Source organism: Roseibium sp., from assembly GCF_965233565.1.
Taxonomy (GTDB): domain Bacteria; phylum Pseudomonadota; class Alphaproteobacteria; order Rhizobiales; family Stappiaceae; genus Roseibium.
The window spans coordinates 4,580,168-4,602,193 of the sequence record NZ_OZ247494.1; the positions used below are offsets into that span (position 1 = coordinate 4,580,168).

Annotated in this window: 18 protein-coding genes; 9 read left to right on the forward strand and 9 right to left on the reverse strand. The window is 59.7% G+C overall.

Annotated elements, in window-relative coordinates; translation table 11 throughout:
• The first annotated feature begins 20 nt into the window (after window positions 1-20).
• Together ACO6TG_RS20900 and ACO6TG_RS20905 are read left to right on the forward strand one after the other, a co-directional pair.
• Complete coding sequence (locus ACO6TG_RS20900) at window positions 21-659, forward strand: TRAP transporter small permease subunit (protein ID WP_422374973.1); 639 nt, start codon at window positions 21-23, stop codon at window positions 657-659.
• Window positions 656-2,026: a TRAP transporter large permease gene (locus ACO6TG_RS20905; RefSeq protein WP_422374974.1), complete on the forward strand. Its 1,371-nt coding sequence runs from the start codon at window positions 656-658 to the stop codon at window positions 2,024-2,026. The genes ACO6TG_RS20900 and ACO6TG_RS20905 overlap by 4 nt, the downstream gene beginning before the upstream one ends.
• A 101-nt stretch (window positions 2,027-2,127) precedes the next feature.
• Here ACO6TG_RS20905 and ACO6TG_RS20910 read toward each other — a convergent pair whose 3' ends face one another.
• The 3 genes from ACO6TG_RS20910 to ACO6TG_RS20920 all read right to left on the reverse strand — a co-directional run bounded on the left by ACO6TG_RS20910 (window position 2,128) and on the right by ACO6TG_RS20920 (window position 6,194).
• Window positions 2,128-2,637, reverse strand: coding sequence for a DUF805 domain-containing protein (locus ACO6TG_RS20910; protein WP_422374975.1), 510 nt, complete (start codon window positions 2,635-2,637; stop codon window positions 2,128-2,130).
• Window positions 2,638-2,874: 237 nt separating this feature from the next.
• A complete protein-coding gene (xseA, locus tag ACO6TG_RS20915; RefSeq protein ID WP_422374976.1) occupies window positions 2,875-4,443 on the reverse strand; it encodes an exodeoxyribonuclease VII large subunit in 1,569 nt (522 codons plus the stop codon).
• 71 nt (window positions 4,444-4,514) lie between these two features.
• Complete coding sequence (locus ACO6TG_RS20920; protein ID WP_422374977.1) at window positions 4,515-6,194, reverse strand: SulP family inorganic anion transporter; 1,680 nt, start codon at window positions 6,192-6,194, stop codon at window positions 4,515-4,517.
• 160 nt (window positions 6,195-6,354) lie between these two features.
• Here ACO6TG_RS20920 and ACO6TG_RS20925 point away from each other — a divergent pair, with 160 nt between their 5' ends.
• The 3 genes from ACO6TG_RS20925 (at window position 6,355) to ACO6TG_RS20935 (ending at window position 10,394) form a co-directional block, all read left to right on the forward strand.
• The gene (locus ACO6TG_RS20925; RefSeq protein ID WP_422374978.1) at window positions 6,355-7,113 is read left to right on the forward strand and encodes a 16S rRNA (uracil(1498)-N(3))-methyltransferase; all 759 of its coding nucleotides are present in this window, start codon (window positions 6,355-6,357) and stop codon (window positions 7,111-7,113) included.
• 4 nt (window positions 7,114-7,117) lie between these two features.
• Window positions 7,118-8,872: an adenylate/guanylate cyclase domain-containing protein gene (locus tag ACO6TG_RS20930; RefSeq protein WP_422374979.1), complete on the forward strand. Its 1,755-nt coding sequence runs from the start codon at window positions 7,118-7,120 to the stop codon at window positions 8,870-8,872.
• Between the two features lie 148 nt (window positions 8,873-9,020).
• Window positions 9,021-10,394: a glutamate--cysteine ligase gene (locus tag ACO6TG_RS20935; protein WP_094074031.1), complete on the forward strand. Its 1,374-nt coding sequence runs from the start codon at window positions 9,021-9,023 to the stop codon at window positions 10,392-10,394.
• Between the two features lie 298 nt (window positions 10,395-10,692).
• Here the strand turns inward: ACO6TG_RS20935 and ACO6TG_RS20940 are convergent, their stop codons facing one another.
• A complete protein-coding gene (locus ACO6TG_RS20940) occupies window positions 10,693-11,763 on the reverse strand; it encodes an alpha/beta hydrolase (RefSeq protein ID WP_422374980.1) in 1,071 nt (356 codons plus the stop codon).
• A 270-nt stretch (window positions 11,764-12,033) separates the two neighbouring features.
• Here ACO6TG_RS20940 and ACO6TG_RS20945 point away from each other — a divergent pair, with 270 nt between their 5' ends.
• Window positions 12,034-12,792 (forward strand): DUF937 domain-containing protein, encoded by a 759-nt coding sequence (locus ACO6TG_RS20945; protein ID WP_422374981.1) that lies wholly within the window; start codon window positions 12,034-12,036, stop codon window positions 12,790-12,792.
• A 20-nt stretch (window positions 12,793-12,812) separates the two neighbouring features.
• Here the strand turns inward: ACO6TG_RS20945 and ACO6TG_RS20950 are convergent, their stop codons facing one another.
• From ACO6TG_RS20950 to ACO6TG_RS20965, 4 genes are all read right to left on the reverse strand, one after another.
• Complete coding sequence (locus tag ACO6TG_RS20950) at window positions 12,813-15,779, reverse strand: HEAT repeat domain-containing protein (protein ID WP_422374982.1); 2,967 nt, start codon at window positions 15,777-15,779, stop codon at window positions 12,813-12,815.
• 191 nt (window positions 15,780-15,970) lie between these two features.
• A complete protein-coding gene (locus tag ACO6TG_RS20955) occupies window positions 15,971-16,291 on the reverse strand; it encodes a DUF1127 domain-containing protein (protein WP_157739101.1) in 321 nt (106 codons plus the stop codon).
• Between the two features lie 259 nt (window positions 16,292-16,550).
• On the reverse strand, window positions 16,551-16,925 hold the full coding sequence (locus ACO6TG_RS20960; RefSeq protein ID WP_422374983.1) for a DUF4345 family protein: 375 nt from the start codon (window positions 16,923-16,925) through the stop codon (window positions 16,551-16,553).
• A 27-nt stretch (window positions 16,926-16,952) separates the two neighbouring features.
• Window positions 16,953-17,876 carry an SDR family NAD(P)-dependent oxidoreductase gene (locus ACO6TG_RS20965; RefSeq protein ID WP_422374984.1) on the reverse strand — a complete coding sequence of 308 codons (924 nt, stop codon included), beginning with the start codon at window positions 17,874-17,876 and terminating at the stop codon, window positions 16,953-16,955.
• A 112-nt stretch (window positions 17,877-17,988) separates the two neighbouring features.
• Here ACO6TG_RS20965 and ACO6TG_RS20970 point away from each other — a divergent pair, with 112 nt between their 5' ends.
• From ACO6TG_RS20970 to ACO6TG_RS20980, 3 genes are all read left to right on the forward strand, one after another.
• Window positions 17,989-18,903 (forward strand): LysR family transcriptional regulator, encoded by a 915-nt coding sequence (locus ACO6TG_RS20970; RefSeq protein WP_422374985.1) that lies wholly within the window; start codon window positions 17,989-17,991, stop codon window positions 18,901-18,903.
• A gap of 106 nt (window positions 18,904-19,009) precedes the next feature.
• On the forward strand, window positions 19,010-19,885 hold the full coding sequence (locus ACO6TG_RS20975; protein ID WP_094074036.1) for a LysR substrate-binding domain-containing protein: 876 nt from the start codon (window positions 19,010-19,012) through the stop codon (window positions 19,883-19,885).
• A gap of 165 nt (window positions 19,886-20,050) precedes the next feature.
• Window positions 20,051-20,941 carry a LysR substrate-binding domain-containing protein gene (locus ACO6TG_RS20980; RefSeq protein ID WP_422374986.1) on the forward strand — a complete coding sequence of 297 codons (891 nt, stop codon included), beginning with the start codon at window positions 20,051-20,053 and terminating at the stop codon, window positions 20,939-20,941.
• Window positions 20,942-20,990: 49 nt separating this feature from the next.
• Here ACO6TG_RS20980 and ACO6TG_RS20985 read toward each other — a convergent pair whose 3' ends face one another.
• Window positions 20,991-21,908, reverse strand: a complete 918-nt coding sequence (locus tag ACO6TG_RS20985; RefSeq protein WP_422374987.1) for a DMT family transporter — start codon at window positions 21,906-21,908, stop codon at window positions 20,991-20,993.
• Window positions 21,909-22,026 lie beyond the last annotated feature (118 nt).

The following is a 22,026-nucleotide window of genomic DNA, read 5'->3' on the forward strand; positions in this document are numbered from 1 at the left end:
GCTCGGGGCTGAAACTCATGATGACAACTGATCCCGGTGGACGTTCCCCCTCGGAACGCCCGGTTACCTATATCCGTTTCGATGGCTGGCTCGGCCACGTTGAAAACGCCTTCAACATGTTCGCCGCCTTTTCGATCCTGGCCTTGATGCTGCTCGCGGTAGCGCAGGTCGTTGGCCGGATCTTCAACGCGCCGGTTCCCGGCTTTATCGACATCACAGAACAGGCCATGGCCATCTTCGCCTTCGCGGGCGTTGCCTATTGCCAACGGGTCGGCGGTCATATCCGTATGGAGATCGTGCTCGGCAAGCTCAGCGGGCGCACGCTCTACATCTTCGAGATGATCGGCGTCATCCTGATTGCCTTCACGGTTGCCCTTCTGATCTGGGGCTCCTGGTATCACTTTGATCGGGCGCTCAACATCGGCGACAGCACGATGGATATCCGGCTGCCGACCTGGCCGTCCAAACTGATGGTAACAATCGCGCTCAGCCTTCTGTTCCTGCGGCTTCTCATGCAGATCTATGGCTATGCACGCCTCGTCGCGCATCCGGACCGGGAGCCGATCGCGGTTCCGGTGATCGAGGGTGTCGAAGAACACGCCAAACATGAAATCGAAGAAGCCTTCGGTGAAGAAGACGACAAGGGAGGTGCCAAATGACGCCGTTTGACGTTGGCCTCCTGATGACCGGCGTGTTGCTGGTCCTTGTCATCATGGGCGTGCGCGTTGCGTTTGCCGCCGCCTTTACCGGACTGGTCGGACTGATCATCCATTTCTCCATGAAGATGGGCTTTGAACGGGGGTTCTTTGTCGCCCTGCAGATGGCCGGCACGATCCCGCATTCAAAGTCGGTCACCTATGCCTTGTCGGTTCTGCCGACCTTCATCCTGATCGGTTTCCTGGCGTTCTATGCCGGTTTCACCAAGCAGCTGTTCGAAGCTGCCAAGCGCTGGCTCGGCTGGCTGCCGGGCGGCATGGCCGTTGGTACGGTGTTCTCGACAGCGGGCTTTGCCGCGGTTTCGGGGGCTTCTGTTGCCACAGCCGCCGTCTTTGCCCGGGTCGCCATTCCGGAGATGCTCAATGCAGGCTATTCCAAGCGCCTGTCTGCAGCCGTGGTTGCGGCCGGCGGTACACTGGCCTCGCTGATCCCGCCATCGGCGATTCTCGTGATCTACGCCATCCTGGTGGAGCAATCCGTCGGCAAGCTGCTGATCGCGGGTTTCCTGCCGGGAGTCTTTTCGGCGCTGATCTATGTCGGCATCATCGTTGCAGTCTCTGCCTGGCGCGGCGACGCCCCGCCGGTGAAGGGCTATACCTGGATGGAGCGCATTGAGAGCGTGCCGGGAACGTTGCCGATCATCGCCGTGATTGCGATCATCTTCTGCTCGTTCTTCTTCGGCTGGGCAACGCCCACGGAAGCAGGCGCGCTCGGTGCCTTTGTGGTGCTGATGGTCGCCTTTGCCAAGGGCATGAAGACCAAGCAGCTCGGTCAGGCGCTCCATGAAACGGCAAAACTCACCGTCATGATCTTCACCCTGATCTGGGGTGTGCTGGTCTATGTGCGGTTCCTGGGTTTTGCCGGCCTGCCGGAGGCCTTCAAGGACTTCATCGTCGCGTTGGAGTTTTCGCCCTGGGTTGTCCTGATCTGCATTCTCCTGGCCTATGCGGTCCTGGGCATGTTCATGGACGCGATCGGTATGCTGATCCTGACCTTGCCGGTGGTCTATCCGGCGGTGATGGCGCTGAATGGCGGCGAAGGGGTGTCGGCGGCCGACAGCGCCTTCGGCATGTCGGGCGAGGCCTGCGCGATCTGGTTCGGCATTCTGGTGGTCAAGATGGCGGAACTCTGTCTGATCACACCTCCCATCGGGCTGAACTGTTTCGTGGTCTCGGGTGTTCGCCCGGACATCCCGGTGCAGGAAGTCTTCCGCGGCTGTATCCCGTTTTTTGTCGCGGACGTGCTGACCATCGCCGGTCTGCTCGCCTTCCCGTCGATCATCACGATCCTGCCGACCCTTATGGGATAGATCGGTCTCCGCTCACGTCATGAAAAACGCCGCGGCAGAACAATCTACCGCGGCGTTTTTGTCAGAACACGTTCTGAAACGATCTTGAGAAACCGCAGCCGTCAGTCGAACACCGCGGCCTGGCTGTGGCCGGTGTCGAAGCGGTTATGACCCGGCGTTCCGGCAAAGAAGCCGTTGGCGATGAACAGCCAGAGCGCATAAAAGCCGCCGACAATCGGAATGAACATGATCAATAGCCAGAAGCCCGATGCGTCGCGGTCATGCAGACGCCGGACCTCCAGCGAATAAAGGCACACGGTGAGGGCGAGGAACAGGAGCAGGAACATCACGCCGCTCGTGGACTCCACAAAACCACGCATGAAAACCAGGGAGTCCAGTTCGCCATTAACCGGTTGAAGGGTGCTGCCATAAGCGATCGCTGCACCTACGAAAATCACGAAACGAATGAGGCCGATAGTCCAGTATTCCGCCCGTCCGATACGGCCCTGAAAGCTGAACAGCATGCCGAGCGCGAAACCGAACACCTTGAGTATGGAAAAACTGTCCTCGTCTTCCGGCAATGCGCCATATCCAGGCGAGGCGTAAGCCTGGGCTACAGGACCTGAATTCACAGACGTCTGCTGGCCACTCCAGCTCGGCGTCAATTGCTGGTCAACTCCACGTCTTCCAAACTGCTTACGTTGCGTCGGCATCGGTGCCCCCGTCCGAAAATCAATTGCAGAACGGGGTTACGTTACGCGAGGCATCTTAAGATCGGCGTAAAGGACTTAGTTAAAACTGTATGAAACTGTATTTTTATCAATGGTGAAACAGACGCTGATCTGGCAGGAGCCCGATTGTCAATTTCACTAGAACAGGCTGCCTTGATCCACAGGTGGCGTTTTCCCGGATGGCTGTTTTTTCGTCTTCGCCTTGGCCGGTTTGGGGCCTGCGCTGTCGCTCATGGCAACCGCATCGACAGTTCCGTCCGTCAGTTCGATCGACAGGGCGGAGCCCGAGGCAACTTTGGCGGCGGACCGGACCGGCTGGCCGCTGTCGTCGCGAACCACTGCATACCCGCGTGCCAGGACGTCCTTGTAGGAGAGCGATTTCAGCAGTTTTTGCAGGCCGTCCAGTCGCGCGGTTTCCTGACTGATCCGGGCAAGATACGCGCGGTTGAGCCGGTCGGCGAGACCGGTGAGCCGTTCGGTGCCGAGCGTTGTCTGTTGCACAAGCCGCGAAGGTGTCAGCCGCGCGGCCTGAGCTGCAAAAGCCTGCCTCTTCTGGCCTACCGCGACCTTGAGGGCGCGCTGCTGACGGTCGCTGATCTGATCGAGATCCTGTCTGGCCTTGCCGCTCAGACGTGACAGAAGAAGCGGTGACAACCGGCCGGCAAGGTTCTGGAAATGGGTCCGATGCGTGCGCGTGCTGACGATCAGGGCCCGTTCCAGGCCATTTGCAAGATTATCGAATTTCTGGCGCGGCAGGGCCAGGAGGTCCTGCGGCGCCGGCAGGGCGGCGCTGGCGGCCCGCAGTTCCGTCCGCCGGCCGGTGACAAAGCGCACCAGGCCGGAATTGAGCCGGCGGGAGCGGTCGTCGAGCATCGCCATCAGCTCGGCCTTCACCGGTACGGCGATCTCGGCGGCGCCCGTTGGCGTCGGAGCGCGCAGGTCTGCAGCCAGATCGATCAGCGTCCAGTCGGTCTCGTGGCCGACGGCCGAGATCAGCGGGATCTCGCTGGCGGCCGCCGCGCGCACCACCGTCTCTTCGTTGAAGCCCCAAAGATCCTCGATGCTGCCTCCGCCGCGCGCGACGATCAGCAGGTCCGGCCGCGGGATCGGACCACCTTCGGCGAGCGCATTGAAGCCGCGTATGCCGTTGGCGACTTCGGCTCCGGAAGTTTCGCCCTGCACGCGCACCGGCCAGACCAGTACATGAATCGGGAACCGGTCGGAAATCCGGTGCAGGATATCGCGGATGACGGCCCCGGTCGGCGAGGTGACCACGCCGATCACTTTCGGCATCGGCGGCAGACGGCGCTTGCGCTCTTCGGCAAACAGGCCCTCGGCGGCAAGCTTTTTCTTGCGTTCTTCCAACAGCGCCATCAGGGCGCCGGCACCGGCAGGTTCCAGCGCGTCGATCACCATCTGGTATTTGGACTGGCCCGGAAACGTGGTGATTTTGCCGGTGGCAATCACTTCCAGTCCCTGTTCAGGCTGGATCTTCAATTTGGACGCGACACCGCGCCAGATCACCCCGGACAGAACCGCCCGGTCATCCTTCAGGTCCAGGTAGATATGTCCCGATCCTGGCCGCGAGATCCGCCCCAATTCCCCGCGCACGCGCACATAGCCGAACGCATCTTCCATCGTTCGTTTGATGGAAAAGGAAATTTCGGAAACGGAGAATTCCGAGACGTTGGACTGGGATTCGCTCACAGGTGATTCCTTCTGATCTCCGAAAACTGGCGTGTCGCAACCGGTGGGTCAAGAGTGGCTGCTCCGGCAAGTTACCGCTTGTCGACCTTGCCTGCATAAGCGGTCAGCTCCGCAAGTGTCGCGAACACCTGTGTCTTGCCGAATGCTTTGATCAGCTGATCTCTTACCGGTGCATCCGGATCGTCGAGCATATGCGCAAAGAGCAGCTCCATGCCCTTGTCCTGGAGTTCGCCTTGCAGTGCCTTCAACGTTTCCAGCGCGGTGTAGTCAATGTCGTCCATGCAGGAAAAATCGATACAGAAAAGGTGCAAGCCGCCTTCCTTGCCGTCGATCAGGGTCCTGATCTCGGCCGCCATCCGGTCCGCATTGGCATAATACAGGGAGTGGGTGAAGCGGTAGACCATGAGGCCATCAACGGCTTCTGCCGCAGACCTGAGCGGTTTTGCCTGCCAGAGGCCTGAGGGTTCCTGTGCCAGAAGCACATTAAGCGGCCGGTAGCCGTGCCGCGTATGCACGATCAGGGACAGCACAATGGCGAGCATGATCCCAGGCCCGACACCTGCGCCGACCACCACGCAGATGGTCGCCAATGAGACCCAGAATTCAGCCCTGCGCGTCCGGTAGATCCGCATCATGCCTTTCAGATCGATCAGATCGACACCGATCAGAAACACCAGCGCGGACAGCGCAGCTTCTGGAAGATCCGCGAGCAGTTCGGTGAAGAACAGCAAGACCAGCAGGACGACGGCAGAGGTCACGAGCATCGAGAGCTGTGTGCGCCCACCGGCGCTTTCGACCATCTGGCTCTTGGTCGGACTGCCGTTGACGACGAAAGTGCCGGTCAGGCCGGCACCCAGATTGGCAAGACCGAGCCCGCGCAAGTCGGCGCTTTCGTCGTGGTGGTCCCGGTATTTCGCTGCGTAGGCCCGCGCGGTGGCGGCGCTTTGCGCCAGGATCACCACCAGCATCGCCAGGGCGGTCGGGCCGAGCTGCCAGATCAGGGACATCGACAGGTCAACTTCGGGCAGAGCGATATCCGGCAAGCCGCCGGGCACACTCCCCACAACGGCAACCTTGTCCTTGAGGCTCCAGAACCAGCTGGCGAGAATGGCAAGCGTCAGCGCGATGATGGGGCCCGGGATCGATTTCGAGACAGTTCTGAGGCCGAGAATGACGGCAAGGACACCGATGGAGACGAAGACATCGGCCGGATTGAACCGGGCGGACACTTCGCTCAGATGGGCAAGGCTGTCGAGCCCGCTGGCATGAGGCAGATGAACCCCGGTCATGCCGCCAACCGAATGCAAAGCGACCTGCAGGCCAACGCCTGTCAGAAACCCGGTCAGGACGGTTCGCGACAGAAAGTCTGCCATGAAACCGATCCGGGCGAGGCTCGCAACAAGAAGCAGAAGCCCGACCATCAGGGCCAACAATCCGGCAAGGGCAACATAGTTGGTGGACCCTGTCGCCGCGAGCCCCGCCAGGCTGGTGGCCAGAATGGCCGCCGTTGCCGAATCGGCCCCGACCACCAGATGGCGCGAGGAGGCGAATAGCGCAAACAGCGCCATGGGGACCAGCAGCGTATAAAGCCCGGTGACGACAGGCGTGCCGGAAATCTTGGTGTAGCCCATCACCTCCGGGATCGCGATGGCCGCCAGGGTCAGGCCGGCAAGGACTTCGCGTGGAACCTGCTGTTTTGTCAGGGGTAGGACGCCGGCAAGGCACCAGGATTTCACGTTGGAGGGGGGCAAACGGCGTTCCCGAATGATTGTGCAATCGGGACATCGTGATCAATGCTCGACGGAAAAACAATAGAGCTGGGGCGGCAGGGCGAGAATCGTCTAGGCTTGCAAGATGGACGTGTGGAAACGTCCGCCTTGAAACCCTCACAATCGAGCGTACGTTCAGGCCATGGCCAAATATGAGTTCAACATGCAGCGACTGTTCTTGAGACATATCCTTGCAGATGGGGCGCGCATCGAAGCCGACCGCGGTCAGGCGAACTACCTCCTGAATGTGTTGCGCCTGAAAGACGGCGACTATGTGCTGGTTTTCAACGGCAATGACGGTGAATGGCTCGCCAAGATTTCCAGCAATGGCCGGCGCGACTGTGCCCTGCAGCTGATGGAGCGCACGCGCGAACAGACCAGCCGCAACGACCTGATGTACCTGTTCGCCCCGCTCAAGCATGCCAGGCTGGACTACATGGTGCAAAAGGCGGTGGAGATGGGGGCCGGCAGCCTGAAGCCGGTCATGACCCAGCACACCCAGGCCAGCCGGATCAATCTGGAGCGCATGGAAGCCAACGTGATTGAGGCCGCCGAACAGTGCGGTGTCCTGTCCGTCCCGGAAGTTCTCGCTCCGCAGCCCCTGAACGATGTGCTGGACGTCTGGACCGAAGCACAGCCCAGCCGGAAGCTTCTGTTCTGCGATGAGGCTGAAGGCACCAACAATCCGCTGTTGACCCTGGCGCAGTTGAAGGAAGCCGGTCCTCAGCCGCTCGCGGTTCTGATCGGACCGGAAGGCGGTTTTTCGGAAGAGGAGAGGAACCGGCTGCGCGAGCTCGAGTTTGTCACGCCAATTCCGCTCGGACCGCGCATCCTGAGGGCGGACACGGCTGCGGTCGCCGCGCTGGCGGTCATTCAGGCGACGGTCGGCGACTGGAGGTAGCGCCATGTCCCAGGAGATCCTGCCTCCGGACACGGCTGCGAGCGGGGGGCGTGAACCGGCGGCACCGGATCCCGGAAAGAGGCAGCTGGACGCCGCGGGTCATTTCCGGTTCCGGCTGCCCGTCGGAATTGCGCTTGGGCTGGTGTTTTCTCTGCTGCTTGTCGTCATTTGCGGCATCATCATCACCTATATGACGTCCGCGGACCGCCGCATCGCGGGCCGTTTGCTGGATGAACAGGGGAGCGCCGTCTTAAAGGGCAACGTTGCGGTGCTCGAAGCCTTTTTCAAGGAGCAGGAACAGCTCTACCGTTCGATCGCCGTTCATGTGACTGAGACGGGCGAAAAGCTGAACGAAAGCCGTCTGGTGGCCTATCAGGACCTGCTGCCCAAGGGGGCGCGGCTGGAGCTGACACAGGCTGGCTCGGCGGTGACATCTGATGATCTGCCACCGTCTGTCGTCTGGTCCGGTTTTCATGTTCAGACCGGATTTGCCACTGCGGTCAAGTCAGCGGAAGTGAATCTGAACAATGGTCAGGTCCTGCGAGGACATTATCCGCAGCCGGTCTTTTCTGCCCTGGCCGAAGCCATGGAGTGGGAAGGCCGGCAACAGGTGTTCCTTCTTCACGGCCGCGACAAGGCGATCGTGGTTGCGGGTCTGCCGGAGAGTGACTTCGCCGCAACCCCGGAAAGCCCGTTGCCGGTGCTCTCCAGCCTGACAGCTTCGCCGCTGCATCTGATCTGGAAAGATCAGGAGAGAGCTCACTCGATGGGCGGCTCCATCGACGGCCGGGTTTTCCCGGCCGAACACAGGATGTTCACGGCCATCTATACCGACGTCAAGGCCGGCCCCGCAAAAGGCTGGATTGTCGGCACGCTCTACCAGGCGGACGAATTCGGCGCCGCGCTCGACCAGACCCAGATCGTTCTCTATGCGGCGCTGGTCGCGCTGGTGGTCGGCGCGGTCCTGTCCTTTCTTGTCGGGCGGATGCTCGGCCGGCCTCTGGGACGGCTCGCACATACGGCGGTGGAGATGCGCAATCTTGACTTCGAGGCGGCGGAGCGCTTGCCCAGATCCCGGCTTGCGGAGCTGGACGACGTCAATCAGGCCTTCAACGGCTCGATCGGTGCACTCAACGCCTTTGCCAAATACGTGCCCCGGCAGCTGGTCTCCCGATTGATTGAAGAGGGCATGACCAGCGCACGCAACATCGAGATCAAGGAGATGACCATCGTCTTCACCGATCTAGTTGGCTTCACGGATATGGCCTCTCACATGAGTGCGGCGGAAACGGCGGCCTATCTCAACGGTTATTTCGAGACGGTGTCGCAGGCGATTGCCGAACGGGAAGGCACGATCGACAAGTTCCTGGGTGACGGCGTAATGGCGTTCTGGGGCGCGCCGTCGGACCAGCCCGACCACGCGGCCAAGGCCATTGCCGCGGTAAAGGCACTTGCCGACAGGATAGCCGCCATGCCGGACGGCCACATGCGCGTGCGCATTGGCGTCCACACCGGCAAGGTCGTGGTCGGCGACATCGGTTCTGCGGCCCGGATGAACTACACGGTGATCGGTGATGCCGTGAATGTCGCCGCCCGCCTGCAGGAACACGGCAAGTCCGTCGACCCGGGCGCCAAGGTGATCGCCCTGGTCAGCGGCGAGACCATGACTCACCTGCCGGAGGGGACAAGTGCAACCAGCCTGGGAACGGTGCATCTGCGTGGACGCACGGAGCCGTTATCCGTCTTCAGGATCGCGTGAGATCCAGACGGTGTCGTTTCGCCGCTTGCATTCTTGTTTCAGGACTCCTAAATCACCGAAGCTTTGTAGCGTTCTTCTGCGGAACGCGCCGGATCACTGCGGTAGGCAGGGGGCAACCTGACGGGCCGCGCAGCATTAGGACGCATTCATGGCCCGCGATACGGTCGATTCCACCCCGATTGAAACGGTTGCGGACCTCGCCGCAACGCTTGAGGCGGGTTCCAAGCCGGAAGAGCAGTTCCGCATCGGTACCGAGCACGAGAAGTTCGGTTTCTGCCTGAAGGAACTTTCACCGATCCCCTATGAGGGCGACAATGGCGTTGAAGCCGTGCTCACCGGCATGGAAAAGCTGATCGGCTGGGAGCGGATCGAGGATGCCGGCAAGATCATCGGTCTTGCCGACGATCACGGCGGCGGCGCCATATCGATCGAGCCGGGTGGCCAGTTCGAACTGTCCGGCGCGCCGCTCGACAACCTGCACCAGACCTGCCGCGAGGCCAACCAGCATTTGGCTCATGTGCGCCAGGTGGCCGAGCCGCTCGGTGTCGGCTTCCTTGGCATCGGCATGACGCCGACCTGGTCGCGCGCCGACATGCCGCGCATGCCGAAGTCGCGCTACGACATCATGACCAATTACATGCCCAAGGTCGGCTCGCTCGGCCTGGACATGATGTACAGGACCTCGACGATCCAGGTGAACCTGGACTTCTCGTCCGAAGCCGACATGGTCAAGAAGATGCGCATTGGCCTTGCCCTGCAGCCGGTCGCCACGGCCATTTTTGCCAATTCTCCGTTCACCGAAGGCAAGCCGAACGGCTTCAAATCGTTCCGGGCGCAGATCTGGACCGACACGGATGCCGATCGCACCGGCGATATGCCCTTTGCCTTTGAAGACGGTTTCGGCTTTGAACGCTATGTCGACTGGGCGCTCGACGTGCCGATGTATTTCGTCAAGCGCGGCACCACCTATTACGACGTCACTGACACCACCTTCCGCCAGTTCATGAATGGCGCGCTTGAAGGCCGCGTGCCGGACGCGACGCCGTCACTTGGCGACTGGAACAACCATCTGTCGACCCTGTTCCCGGATGTGCGGCTGAAGAAATATATCGAGATGCGCGGGGCCGATGGCGGCCCGTGGCGCCGTATCTGTGCCCTGCCGGCGCTTTGGGTCGGCCTGCTTTATGACAAGGGCGTGATGGATCAGGCCTATGAGCTGATCAAGGACTGGACCGAGGAAGAGCGCGCGACGCTGCGCCGTGAAGTGCCGAAACACGCGCTTCAGACACCGTTCCGGGATGGCACGCTTCTGAGCGTTGCCAAGGATGTCCTTGCCCTCTCCCAGGAAGGCCTCAAGCGCCGAAACCGTTTGAGCGATGGCGATCTCGACGAACGTGTGCACCTGGCACCGATCGAAGAGGGGCTGGCCTCCGGCATGAGCCCGGCCGACGTGCTTCTGCAGCGTTACAACGGCTCCTGGAACGGCGACATCAGCCAGGTCTTCCGCGAATACGCCTATTAGAGCGTTTCACGGTTAGATAGAAACATTCTGCCGAGGTCGGTTTGGTTCAAGGTCGAGGTCTTTGTCGAAGGCCGTGCTGGCTGCACGGACGAGACAAAGACCGACGGCATTGGGCCAAACCGGCCCGGCCCTTCGGGTTCACGTCCGGCGGACGTCTGCTTTGTCGTGCCGCTCACCCATAGCCCGCTATGGGTTTCACAGCCCTCCGCGCATTCGTTTCGCTGGACGACAAACAGTATACTTTCAATATAACCGCGAAACGCTCTAGGTCCGGTGCCCCGGGTCTCTGGCCGGACAATCAGTTTCCGGCCAGGGCTTCTTTTTCCGGTCCATGGGTTGCCTGTGCTTCATGGGGGGGGCGGTCGCCCGCGTTCGGCGACACTTTCACGAAAGCTGCGACAAGATCATGTGTTTTCCGATCGTTCAGAAAGCTGTCATGACCATGGCCGGGCACGATCCTGACCTCTACATGTGAAAACGGTGCGGCCACCTCAGCGTAGCCGGCCGTGTTGACGGCTGCGTCCTCATCACCTGCTACGATGATCACGTTGCCTTCCATGGCCGCGAGACCGTCTTCTGCTGTCTGTGGTGGCATGGGCAGCCCGGACGCAATGGCGCGAAAGGTGTAGCTGGGATATTCGGGCGGCATGTTGAGATGAGCCACGTGCAGGTGATTGAACGCCTCCAGCCCCATCGCGTTGAAGGCAATTAGTCCGGTGATCCGAAGGCGGTCGATATGAAGCGGTGAGTCTGGCAGCGGCGTTTTCGGTTCGGTCGGGCCCGGGCCAAAATAAGGGGCGAACAACAGGTAGCCCGACAGGCGCGGCCGATCCTGTTTCAGGGCATAGCGCAGTGCGATGCCTCCGCCCATGGAATGTCCTGCCAACCAGATCCTTGCATCGGGCCTGGCCGTGCGAAGGAACGTGATGACCTCTGCAAGATCGTCTTCATACTGACCGAAGTGATCAACGTCATACCGCGCACCGCTGGAATTGTTGTGCCCTCTGAGATCCACCGCAACCACCTGGATCTTGGCCGTGGTGGCGAGCAATCCGGCAGGATTGTTCCAGCGGTCTCCGGCCGCGCCAATGCCGTGGACGAGAACGATGACGTTTGCCGCCGTATCGGAGCCGAACAGTCTGGCCGCAATTCTGGCGCCGTCCCCTGTCACGAAATGTGTGTCGCGGAACGGATAGGTCTGGTCAAAAACCACGCCGTTCTTGAGCTCGATGGCACGCTGCTCCTTGGCGGTAAGTCCTTGTGCGCGAAACGGGTTCTCCCGCGGCCACAGGGTTACCGTGACCACCAGCACGAGGGCCAGCAAGACAAGGCCTGTCACTCCGGCAAGGCTCGTGGCAATCCAGTTCATGTGTTTTCCTTCAATGTCGCAAGTTGCCACGGTTGGAATCTGTCCGAACAAGGCAAGTGTCCTCGCCGGGAAGCGGCAACGAAAATATGAATGACAACTAGTTTGTCATAATGACATAAGAGTTGTCAATATGAGTCGAAACCTGAGATAGCTCCGGGAGTTCCGGATCCGGCTGGAAAGGCGAATTGACCTTCCTCGCGCAAGGAGGCACTCTGTTCGTGAACGGTCTTTTGTCTCAAGGCCTTGCAACACCGTGACCGGAACAGCGCAATGACTGGCAGCGAAACGTCGGCTCCTCCCTTCGATATCTTTTCCTTGTCGGAAGATGTCCGTGACCGCTTCGGCTGGTCGAATGACGACCTCAACAAGGTGATGGAACAGTTGATGCCGGCGGCGCTCAATGGCTTCCGCTATTTCGGCAGCACCGTGCCCGGGTTTTCCGAGTTTCTCGGCCGGTCGACCCCCTTGTCCGGCGGTGCCGATGTGCCGTTTCAGGGGTTTTCGAGCCTGTTTCAGAGCCCTTCCGAAGCCGCGCTGACACCCTTTTTCGGACCGGAAGCCGTGCAGCAGGCCCTGGCCGGCCAGATCTCGGGACTGACAGGACTGCAACGCGACGCCATTCAGGAAATGATGCCTGTGGCAGCTACGCTTGCGATGGGTCAGATCGCACGCCCCTTCGTTCATGGCGAGGCGCGCAACCTGCTGGACGCCTACCTGCGCGGATTTGCAAGGGGCAGACCCAAGCCCCAGCCGACGCCGGTCGATTATCTTCAGGGCTATGCCAATGCCATGCAGGCGTTCTGGGGGGCATTCCTGCAGCCGGCGAGCATCGTCGAACACCCGGCAGAACCGGAGCCGGAAGAAGAAGAACTGCCGCCTGAGCCCGAAGAAGAACCAGCCCCTGAGACCTCGGAATTCGAGGAGATGGTGTCCAACTGGATGTCCGCCGGTCGAGATTTCCAGTCGAGCCAGTTCAAGGCCTTCGACAGTTTCTTTGACAAGGCCGCCAAGGACTTTCGGCCTGACTGACTGGCCCGAAGGAAGAGAGTTTACGCGGTGGGGTCACCGAGCAATTTGCGCGTGTTGGCTGCCTGACGTTCCAGCCGTTTGTCGAGGTCGCCGTAAAGGCGCTCCAGGTATTCACGGGGCGGGCCGGGCAGCAGCCAATGATCGATGGAATTGAGGTTTCCGGAAATCATCGTTTTCATGTTCTTTTGCGCTCGCGGGTCGATTTCCACCAGGGCCTGCTCAAAAAGCCGCTGCGCAGTCTCCCGGTCCTGACCATTGATAAGCATCAAAAGAATAAAGGCACTGTTTCGCACGTAAGCGTGAAGGCCAAGCTCTAACTGTTCTCCAATCAGGGTCAGCGTCGATGCTGCAGTGGGCGCCATGGATGCCAACCAGCACATTGCTGTAATCTTGAGCTTCGACGTCCGGATCAGGTGCTCACACACGTCTTTTGCATGCTCAGTGCCATAACCGCCTTTCTTCAGATAGAGCGAAAGAAGATCCTCGCTGTCCCGCGTTCCGTCAGAGCCCGCGGGCAGCCTGTCAATGAGGCCTTGAAGAAGCGGCAGGACGCGGGGGTCGTTGCCGGCCCGTGCGCAGAGATCGGCGACTTGTGCGAACTCGTAAACAACACCGTCCTCCATCCAGATCCGGGCGATGGCATCAAAGAAGTCGGGCCGGTATTCCAGCAACGGAATCATGCTCGCGGCCAGGGCGGATTTCTCTCGAGCCTCAGGACCTTGTTTCAAACGCGCTTCGATCACCGCGGGCAGTTTCGGGGAGTTGGGAAAGTGCCTGCGCATCAGGCCGCAAATGACTGGCAGAAATGCCGGAGGATCGCGAAAGCCTGACAACACGCCCGCGATCGTCTCGTCTCCCTTGAAAGCGGCTGCCAGCGCAAAGCCAGCCTCGACTGCAAATCTGTTCGCACTCTCTGCATAGCCGGTGGAACAGGGCCAGGCCAACCTGTTGTCGTCCGGTTCAGGTTCGTCGTGTCTGCGCATCTGGGCCATGGCGAATTTGATGAGTTCAGGTTTCGTCGCAACCCCTTTCACGAGGGCGTCCCAGGCGCTTTCCCTGGTTGAGAGCGGGGCGCCGGAAAACAGGGGTTCCTTTGAATCCGGTGCCCATTGAAACTGTTCACTTGAGACCGTCGTCAGGTAGTGCTCGATCATCTGCCTGAGTGTCGTTCTTTGCGGATAGTCGCTGATGAATTCAAGAGCTTTGTTACGGTCTACGTCCGTGCGCGGCCATCTCAAGTCCCGGCGTGTCAGGGTGGTAAAGAGAGCGTCGACCGGCATCAACGCAAGGTCTAAAGCGTTTTCCAGGCGGGCCGGAAGGCCTGCCGTCTGACGCAAGGTGGTATCGATCCTGGTCAGAAGACCGAACCAGCGAGTTGCCTCCTCGGGGGTTGCGTCGCGTTCGATCTGGACCCTCTTTTCAAATACCACGCCTGGTGGCGGAGCAGAGACCCCTCGAACATAATCCTTTTGTCCGAAGACGTGCCAGGCGATTGACGCAGGGTCCGAAGGGTCGAAACTGTATTTCAGGAGGTCGTCGAGAGAGATTTTGATTGGCGCCGGATCGACGGAATAAAGATAGTGGGCGAATTTGTCCGCGACGACCTTTTCCTCGTAGAAGCAGAGCCGCTTCTTGGTGTTGGCGCGTAGCTTCTCCAACGCGGCGACGAGTTCCTGAGCGCCTTCGCGGGAGAGACCTCTTCGCTGCGGATCTTCCTTGTCGACATGCCGCGAAACCGCCACTTCCAGCGCGTCGATAAACCCGGGAGAACTCATGATCCGGTTGGAAGCGTGTCTCGCGTATCCAAATGTCCGGAAACGCTCAAATTCACGACAGCGGCACTCTGCCCAGTCAATCGGCCAAGGATTGAAGACCAGCATGATCTTGTCTTTGGCAACGGCTGAATCGGTTTCGTCGCGCAGCGCTGCAACAAGTTCCCGAAGTGCATCCTGATCGTCAGCCTGTTCCCAAAGGAGATATTGAAAGGCCGCTCGGCGGATTTGTGGCGTTTCGTCCCGGAGCCGGTCCATTAACTCCTTGCTTCGAATTCCTCTCAACGCGATGCGTCGCGTTGCTGCAAGGCGCATGCGCGGATCCGATTTCGGTGATGTCAGCAATGTCATCAAGCGTTTGGTCAGCTCCCCGTCATCGGGGCGCTGGGCGGCGACATATTCCAGGCCGAGCGGCGTTTCCGCAATCTGGTCAATGATGATGCGTTCGGTTTCTGGCGGGAACACACCGGTGTCCAGAAGTCCCAGTTTTGCCGCGTTGCGGACCTCGGTCCAGTCGAGATCGAAGCCGAACTCCAGAGCATAGCGCTGCAATGCGACCGAAACCTGAGCGACTTCGGGGACAATCTTGTCGACGTCATGTGGGTAGAGGCGCTGCTGGCGATCAGATTCGTCAGCGAGATCTCCCAGGGTCGCTGCGAGGACCTTCTTCCGGATTTGCTGAGACGCCTCAAGCGCAAGTTTTGCACGGTAAAGGCGGAATTCGGAGCTGTTCCGGCAATCGCTCAGAAACGGATGGGCAGCGCGGCCGCGAATGTTTTCTGAATACGACTTGTCACAGGCAACGTTGAACAGCAGCTCGGCGTATCCCCGTCTTTTCCGACCCGCGAAGCGGTAGCCGAACTCTTCGAGGAAATGGCTCAGGCTCTCCTCGTCCAGGTTCTGCTTCATCGCGCGACCGAAGAAGTCTCTTGCGTCGGAATCCCGCCAGACACCGCCTTCGAGTGCGAGCCAGATGGGGGCATGCCAGGGAGTGTTTAGCACCCAGATGCCCGCGTGGGGGCGCCCGTCAGGGCCGTACGTCCCTCTGAATTCTTTTGCCGGCAAGGGTTCGAGCAATAGCGTTTCGAGCGCTTGCCGGCGCGCTGTCTTGTCCGGCGACGCAATTATGGCGTTGACGATTTCCAGGCGCAGCTCGGCGTCGGTCTCCTGGCGGAATTCCGTCAGCAGGGCCTCTGTGTCTACCTGATCGTTCATGACAATGACCTAAAGGAAAAGTTGCAAATCTCAGAGCTTCAACATCGGCGTTACTGGTGAAGAAAACGTAAGGGCGGCAAGGCCTTCCTGATAAAAAAAGACCCGCCGGAGGTGGCGGGTCAGTTTCGTCAGCAAGGCATGCCGACAGGGGCTGCTAATTTGGAGGCCGGACCAGAAGATGGTCGCGGGGGTCAGGCGGCCAGCTGGTCCTGATCAGGACGCCGGGTTCCGATGATGGCCAGGCTGGTGCGGTCCAGCGGCGTATTTGCCGGTCGCACGTCAAGCCAGCTGGATTGCACTTTGGCAGCGCTCACCAGAGATGTCGGGTCGGTATAGAACGGCTGGGCCAGCGCCCGTCGAACGTCGCTCCGCGTCAGGCCGACATCTTTCAGCTGTTCATCGGACCAGTCCTTCAGTTCTGCGAACTGACGCCGGTTGATAAATACACGCCATGCACGGGCAACCGTCTGCCCGAGGAGAGCGAAGAATGGGGTGCTTGCAGTATGTGTCATGGCATAAATCTCCTGTGAGCGGCCGGAGGAATTTCCGGCAGCCTGTTCCGAGCCAGTGCTGGCTATCCTTGTTGGGAACATCCTCAAGATGGATCATCCGTTTGCATTAATCCAACGAATGTTTGTGATTGAAATAATCACTTCCTGTGATGTCAGGAATTTCCGCTTCCGGATCACGAACTGCCATGTCTGAACGGCAGGAGACCGCCGGCTTCATTCAGAGCCGACGGTCTTCCCTGAGAACGATCATGCTGAGTTGTCAGTTGCCGAGCTGATGGTAGGCTCCAAGCAAAATGGCGATGATCACGAGTTCGACGATCAGTGGGGGCAGGACAGCCTTGTCGAAACCATCTGCCACAATGCCGACAAGTCGCCCGATTGCGACCATGCCCATGAGCATGGCGACGGGCAGGAAGGCCTCGGTCTTGCCTCCGACGAGACCCAGTGCGAGCATTGCGACGCTTGCCAGGAACAGGCCACCCATCACGGAGCGGATCGTGCTCAGCCCGGGGATCCCTTCAGGCTGCAAGGCGAAGTTGCCAACCATTTTAAGAGGCGCGAACATTGATAGCGTGCCAAGGCCAAGAAGCATGAGTGCTGCGAGGCCGACAAGAATTTCCAGTGCGGTTTCCATGTGAAGTTCCATTTTGGAGTGAAAGCGTCAGGCGAATTGCTGGACTGCCAGGCTGGCACTGTCCTGATAGGTGACATCGTCGAAGACGGAGAAGAAACCGGATTGGTCGCTGACCGGACCAGTCGGCGAACTACCCGCACTGGCGTAGAACCGGCCGGACTTGAATTTTGGGTTCAAAAGACCGTCCACATACCGCTTTGCGCCCGTCTCCACCCCGTGCATCATCCCGAAAAGGGGCATCAGGACGCCACCGACATGTTTGAAAAAGATCCGTTTCATGAACGGCAGATCGTCCATGCCGTTCGTGCCGGTGGTGCCACCCGGGCTCATCGTAATGAAGCGGATATGCGGGTGTTTGCGCGCCATTGCCGCCATCCACAATGTGGCTGTCAGTTTGACACTGGCATACGCCTCCAGAGGGTCGCCGTCCGGTCCGAACCGGCTGCCATTGGCGATAGAGGTGAACTCTTCAACCGAATTTGTCCGCAGTTCCGGCCGCGCCATGCCCATTTTTGGAATCCCGCGTGCAGCTTCCGAGCCCGCATAAAGAACGGTCGAGGTCACGAGCTGACGGTTCAAGAGTTCATCAACCAGGACCGCGTGTCCAAGGACGTTGGACGCAAAGATGTTGGTAACGCCGTTGGCCGTCAGGGCATTTGGCTGACGGCCGCCCGTGCCGCCGGCATTCAGGATGACTGCATCGATGGGTGCGTCCAGTCCGGAGACCGCGCCGCGCACGGAGTTCGGGTCTGAGACATCCATAAGCACGATCTCAAAGATGGCCCGCTTGCTTTCTGTTTCCAGTGCCGCTTTGGCAGCCTTGGCTTTTTCGGCGTTGCGGCAGCCAAGGTAAATTTTCTCGATCGAGTCCTGTTGAGCGAGTTGGCGTGCGGTTTCCCGGCCCAAGCCCGCATTTGCCCCGGTAATCAAAACCGTTTGGATGGATTTCATTGTTGCGTTCCTTTGCTTGAAAAGCGAATGGACGCAAAATAGGGTGGTTGAAAAATGGTATATAGATGGGCGAAACTGGACGCAGCGTTTCAAAAATGAACCAGTGTGACATATGTCTCTTCGAGAAGCCCAGACCCTCAATTGGGACGACCTGAAGTTCTTTCTGGCGGTTGCCCGAAAAGGCACGATCAGAGGCGGCGCCGACAGTATTCAGGCCAACCACACCACGCTCGCGCGCCGCCTGTCGGTCATGGAAGCACAGGTTGGAAGCCGTTTGTTTGACAGATCCAACACCGGTTTGGTGCTGACGCAGCTCGGTGAGGATCTTTTGCCGATCGCCGAACGCGTCGAAGAAGAGATGGCCGCCGCCTCTCGTGTGATTGTGGGGCGGGACGCTCACCCGTCAGGCCCCATCTACATCACCATGCCACATGGTCTTGCCCTGACATCGATCATGGATGACCTGACCCGCTTTGCGGAGATTTACCCCGAAATCACTCTCAACATGAACTTCACAAACAATGTCGAGGACCTGACAAGGCGCGAGGCGGATGTCAGTCTGAGGGTGGCGCACGAAGTGACGGATGATGTTGTCGGCCGCAAGCTGGTTCAGATGTCGCAGGCCGCCTACTGCTCCAAAGACTATGCGAAACGCGTGCGCGACAATGGCGGGGAAGGACTTCATCTCATCGGTTGGCAGGAACCGGAGAAGGACACCACCGCAAGATGGGTCCAGCAAAGTTGCTATCCCAAGGCTGTCCTGAAACACAGGGTCTCCGAGCTGGTGCCGCTCATTTCCCTGGCGGCCTCCGGTCTGGGCATGGCCTATCTTGCGTGCAATCTCGGCGACCGGCACCCAGAACTCATCCGTGCTCCCTTTCAGCATCCGCTGCCTTACCGAAACCTGTGGCTGCTCTTGCACAGAGACTTGCGCAACACGACACGTGTGCGCCTGTTTGTTGACTATCTGGCCTCGGAGATCAAACGCAGGCGGAATGAGTTCTGGGTCGCCGGGACCCTTTCCTGACCTGCGGCCGGCGTTTTGATGTTGTCAGCCGGACCAGGTGCGGAAACATTTTCGATCTAGATGGTTTTCATGCTAAGTATGAGCATCTCTTATAAATGAGGCGCTCATGCTCGACCTGGATCAGCTCCGAACCTTTGTGGCCATCGCGGAAAGCGGCAGTTTTACTCGTGCCGCAGACAACGTGCACAAGACCCAGTCGGCGGTGTCCATGCAGATGCGGCGGCTGGAGGAGCGGATCGGCAAACCGCTTTTTGTCAGGGTTGGCCGACAGTCACGGCTGACCGAGCATGGCGAACGCCTTTTGCATTATGCCCGCCGCCTTGTGCAGCTGAACGATGAGACCCTGGCAGCCTTTGACGACACCGAACTGGCCGGTCTTGTCAGGCTCGGCACGCCCGACGACTATGCGGACAGGTTCTTGCCGGAGATCCTGGCCCGCTTTTCAAGATCCAATCCAAAAGCTGAGGTCAGCGTCGTCTGCGCCCCGACGCCCAACCTGGCGGACATGATCGGGGAAGGGGAGCTGGACGTTGCGATCATCACCCACGTTCAGAAAAAGGGCCGCAAGCATGTCGAGGTGGTGCGCCGGGAGCCCTTGCTCTGGGTGGTGTCCGCGCGGCACGCAGTGGAAAATGAATCACCGCTGCCGCTTGCGCTCGGCCGGGCAACCTGCGACTGGCGCAAGGCTGCCATCAATGCCCTTGGCGACCAGATGCGGGAACACAGACTGCTCTATTCCAGCTGGAACTCGACAGCTGTTGGAGCGGCCGTGCTCGCGGGCCTCGCCATATCTGTCCTGCCGGAATCGGCGCTGCGCTCGGGCATGCGCGTATTGACGGAAGCCGACGGGTTTCCAAGGCTGCCGGAGTGTGAAATCGGCATCATGCGGTCCTGGCACACCACCTCCCGCGTGACGGATGCTCTCGTGGAGCATATCTTGTCTTCCCTCGACAATCTTTCCGTTCCTCAGGCAGCAGAATGACCATCCGCGCGAATTGTTGACACAAAATCAAGTGGTTATGATCGAATGCCATTTTTGCTCAATTGGAAAAATGCGTTGAAGTGTTAGAGATTGTGATATATCTTGCTTCAATCAATTCGAATCTCGAATTCCCCGCTGGTCCGTGGCTGATTTATAGGGTCCCTGATGAATCACGCACTAGATATTGATCAGTTGCGAACGTTTTTAGCGATCGCAGAGCTCGGCAGCTTCACGAAAGCCGGGGAGGCCGTGCACAAGACCCAATCGGCCGTCTCCATGCAGATGCGGCGCCTCGAGGAACGGGTCGGGCAGCCGATTTTCATCAAGGATGGTCGTCAGTCGCGTTTGACCGAAGACGGTTTGCGTCTTGTCGAGTTTGCCCGGCGCATGATCCTGCTGAACGATGAGACGCTCTCGGCCTTTAACGGCCAGAAGGAAGTTGGACACGTCAAGCTCGGTGTGCCGGATGACTATACCGACCGGTTGCTGCCTCAGGTCCTGGCGGCGTTCAACCGCCTCAACCCGTCGATTGATGTGCAGGTCGACTGCTGTTCCAGCGCCAAGCTGACCGCCGCGATCCGGGAAGGTGCCCTGGATGTCGCCATCACGACCTCCGGTGACACGATGGAACTGCGCGGCGAGATAATCCGGCGTGAACCCCTTTACTGGGTGACGTCAAGCCAGCATTCCGCTCATACGCAAGATGTCATTCGCCTCGCACTCGGTCCGGCCAGCTGCGGCTGGCGAAGGCTCTCCATGGAGGCTCTGGACAGGGCCGGGCGGCAATATCGTGTCTCCTACACCAGTTCAAGTGCGGCCGCTCTGGTGGGGGCGGTGCAGGCAGGTCTTGCCATCACCGTATTTCCTGAAAGTGCCATTCGCGACGGCATGCGCATACTGGACGAGAAGGATGGATTTCCCTCGCTTCCGTTCTGCGACATAGCCTTGCTGCGGTCAGATGGGGCGCGTGAAGCCATGCATGACAAGCTGTGCAATCACCTGGTTGCCGCGATCGGCAATGTCGGCAACGGCGCTGGCCAGATGGCGGCCGAATAGATCGGCCGTCGTCCGCCAGGCTTTTCCAGGATAAGTTGAGAATATCGCCTCAGCGGGCGCGCAACATCATCAGGTTGCCGCCCAGTACACAGACGAGGCCTGCCGCTGCCAGCGGGGTCCACTGATAGCCTTCGAAAATCGTCGACAGCGTCAGCGCAACAACGGGAAACATCACCGTTGCATAGCCCGCGCGTGCAGAGCCGATACGGCCGAGCAGTGTCAGATAGGAGGCAAATGCGATCACCGAGGCGACAATCGCGAGATAGACGAGGCTGCCGAGATAGTAGACAGACCATTCGATGGCAAAGCTCTGGCCTCGCAGCGCCGAGAAAAGGCCCAGAAAAACCATGCCGTAGACCATGCCCCAGGCGGTCGCAGGCGTCACGCCGATGCCTCGCCGCTGGGTGTCGGCCGACAGCATGTTGCCGAAGCAGAAGGACAGGGTGCCGCCAATACAGAAGGCCAGTCCGATTGCAGCCTCGGTGTTGAATTCCGCACCGGCCAGTTTCGGCCAGAACATCAACGCGATACCGGCAAAACCGAGAAGTCCCGCTGCCAGTGCCATCATGTTCGGTCGTTGCCCGAACAGGATCAGGCCCAGGAACAGGTTGAAGATGGACGCAGTGGAGAAAATAACGGCAAGCAGGCCGGAAGGCAGACTGGCGGCGCCGTAATAGAACAGCGTGAAATTGGTCGAGAAGATCAGCGCGCCGAGACCTGCGAACCGAAGATGATCCCGAAATGGAAACCGCAGCTGGTGCCCACGGGACCAGGCCCAGGCCATCATGATGGCAGCAGCCAGCACGAAGCGCCAGAACACCGAAACTTCCGGGGCGACGCTTGCCACCTGTCCCTTCATGGCGATCCAGCTCACGCCCCATGCCAGAACGGTAACGGCATAAAGACCGTAATCGGTGGCGCTGAAACCGGTTGAACCGGGGCGCAGGGCGGGCGAGGCTACACTCATGACTGAACCAGTTTTATCGGAAGTGACCGCTAATGTGCGGCGCTGGATACTTCAGCGCAAATGATTGTTTTTGATGTTTCCATCAAACAAGCAGATGCATTAGGGTTTTCAGGTGATT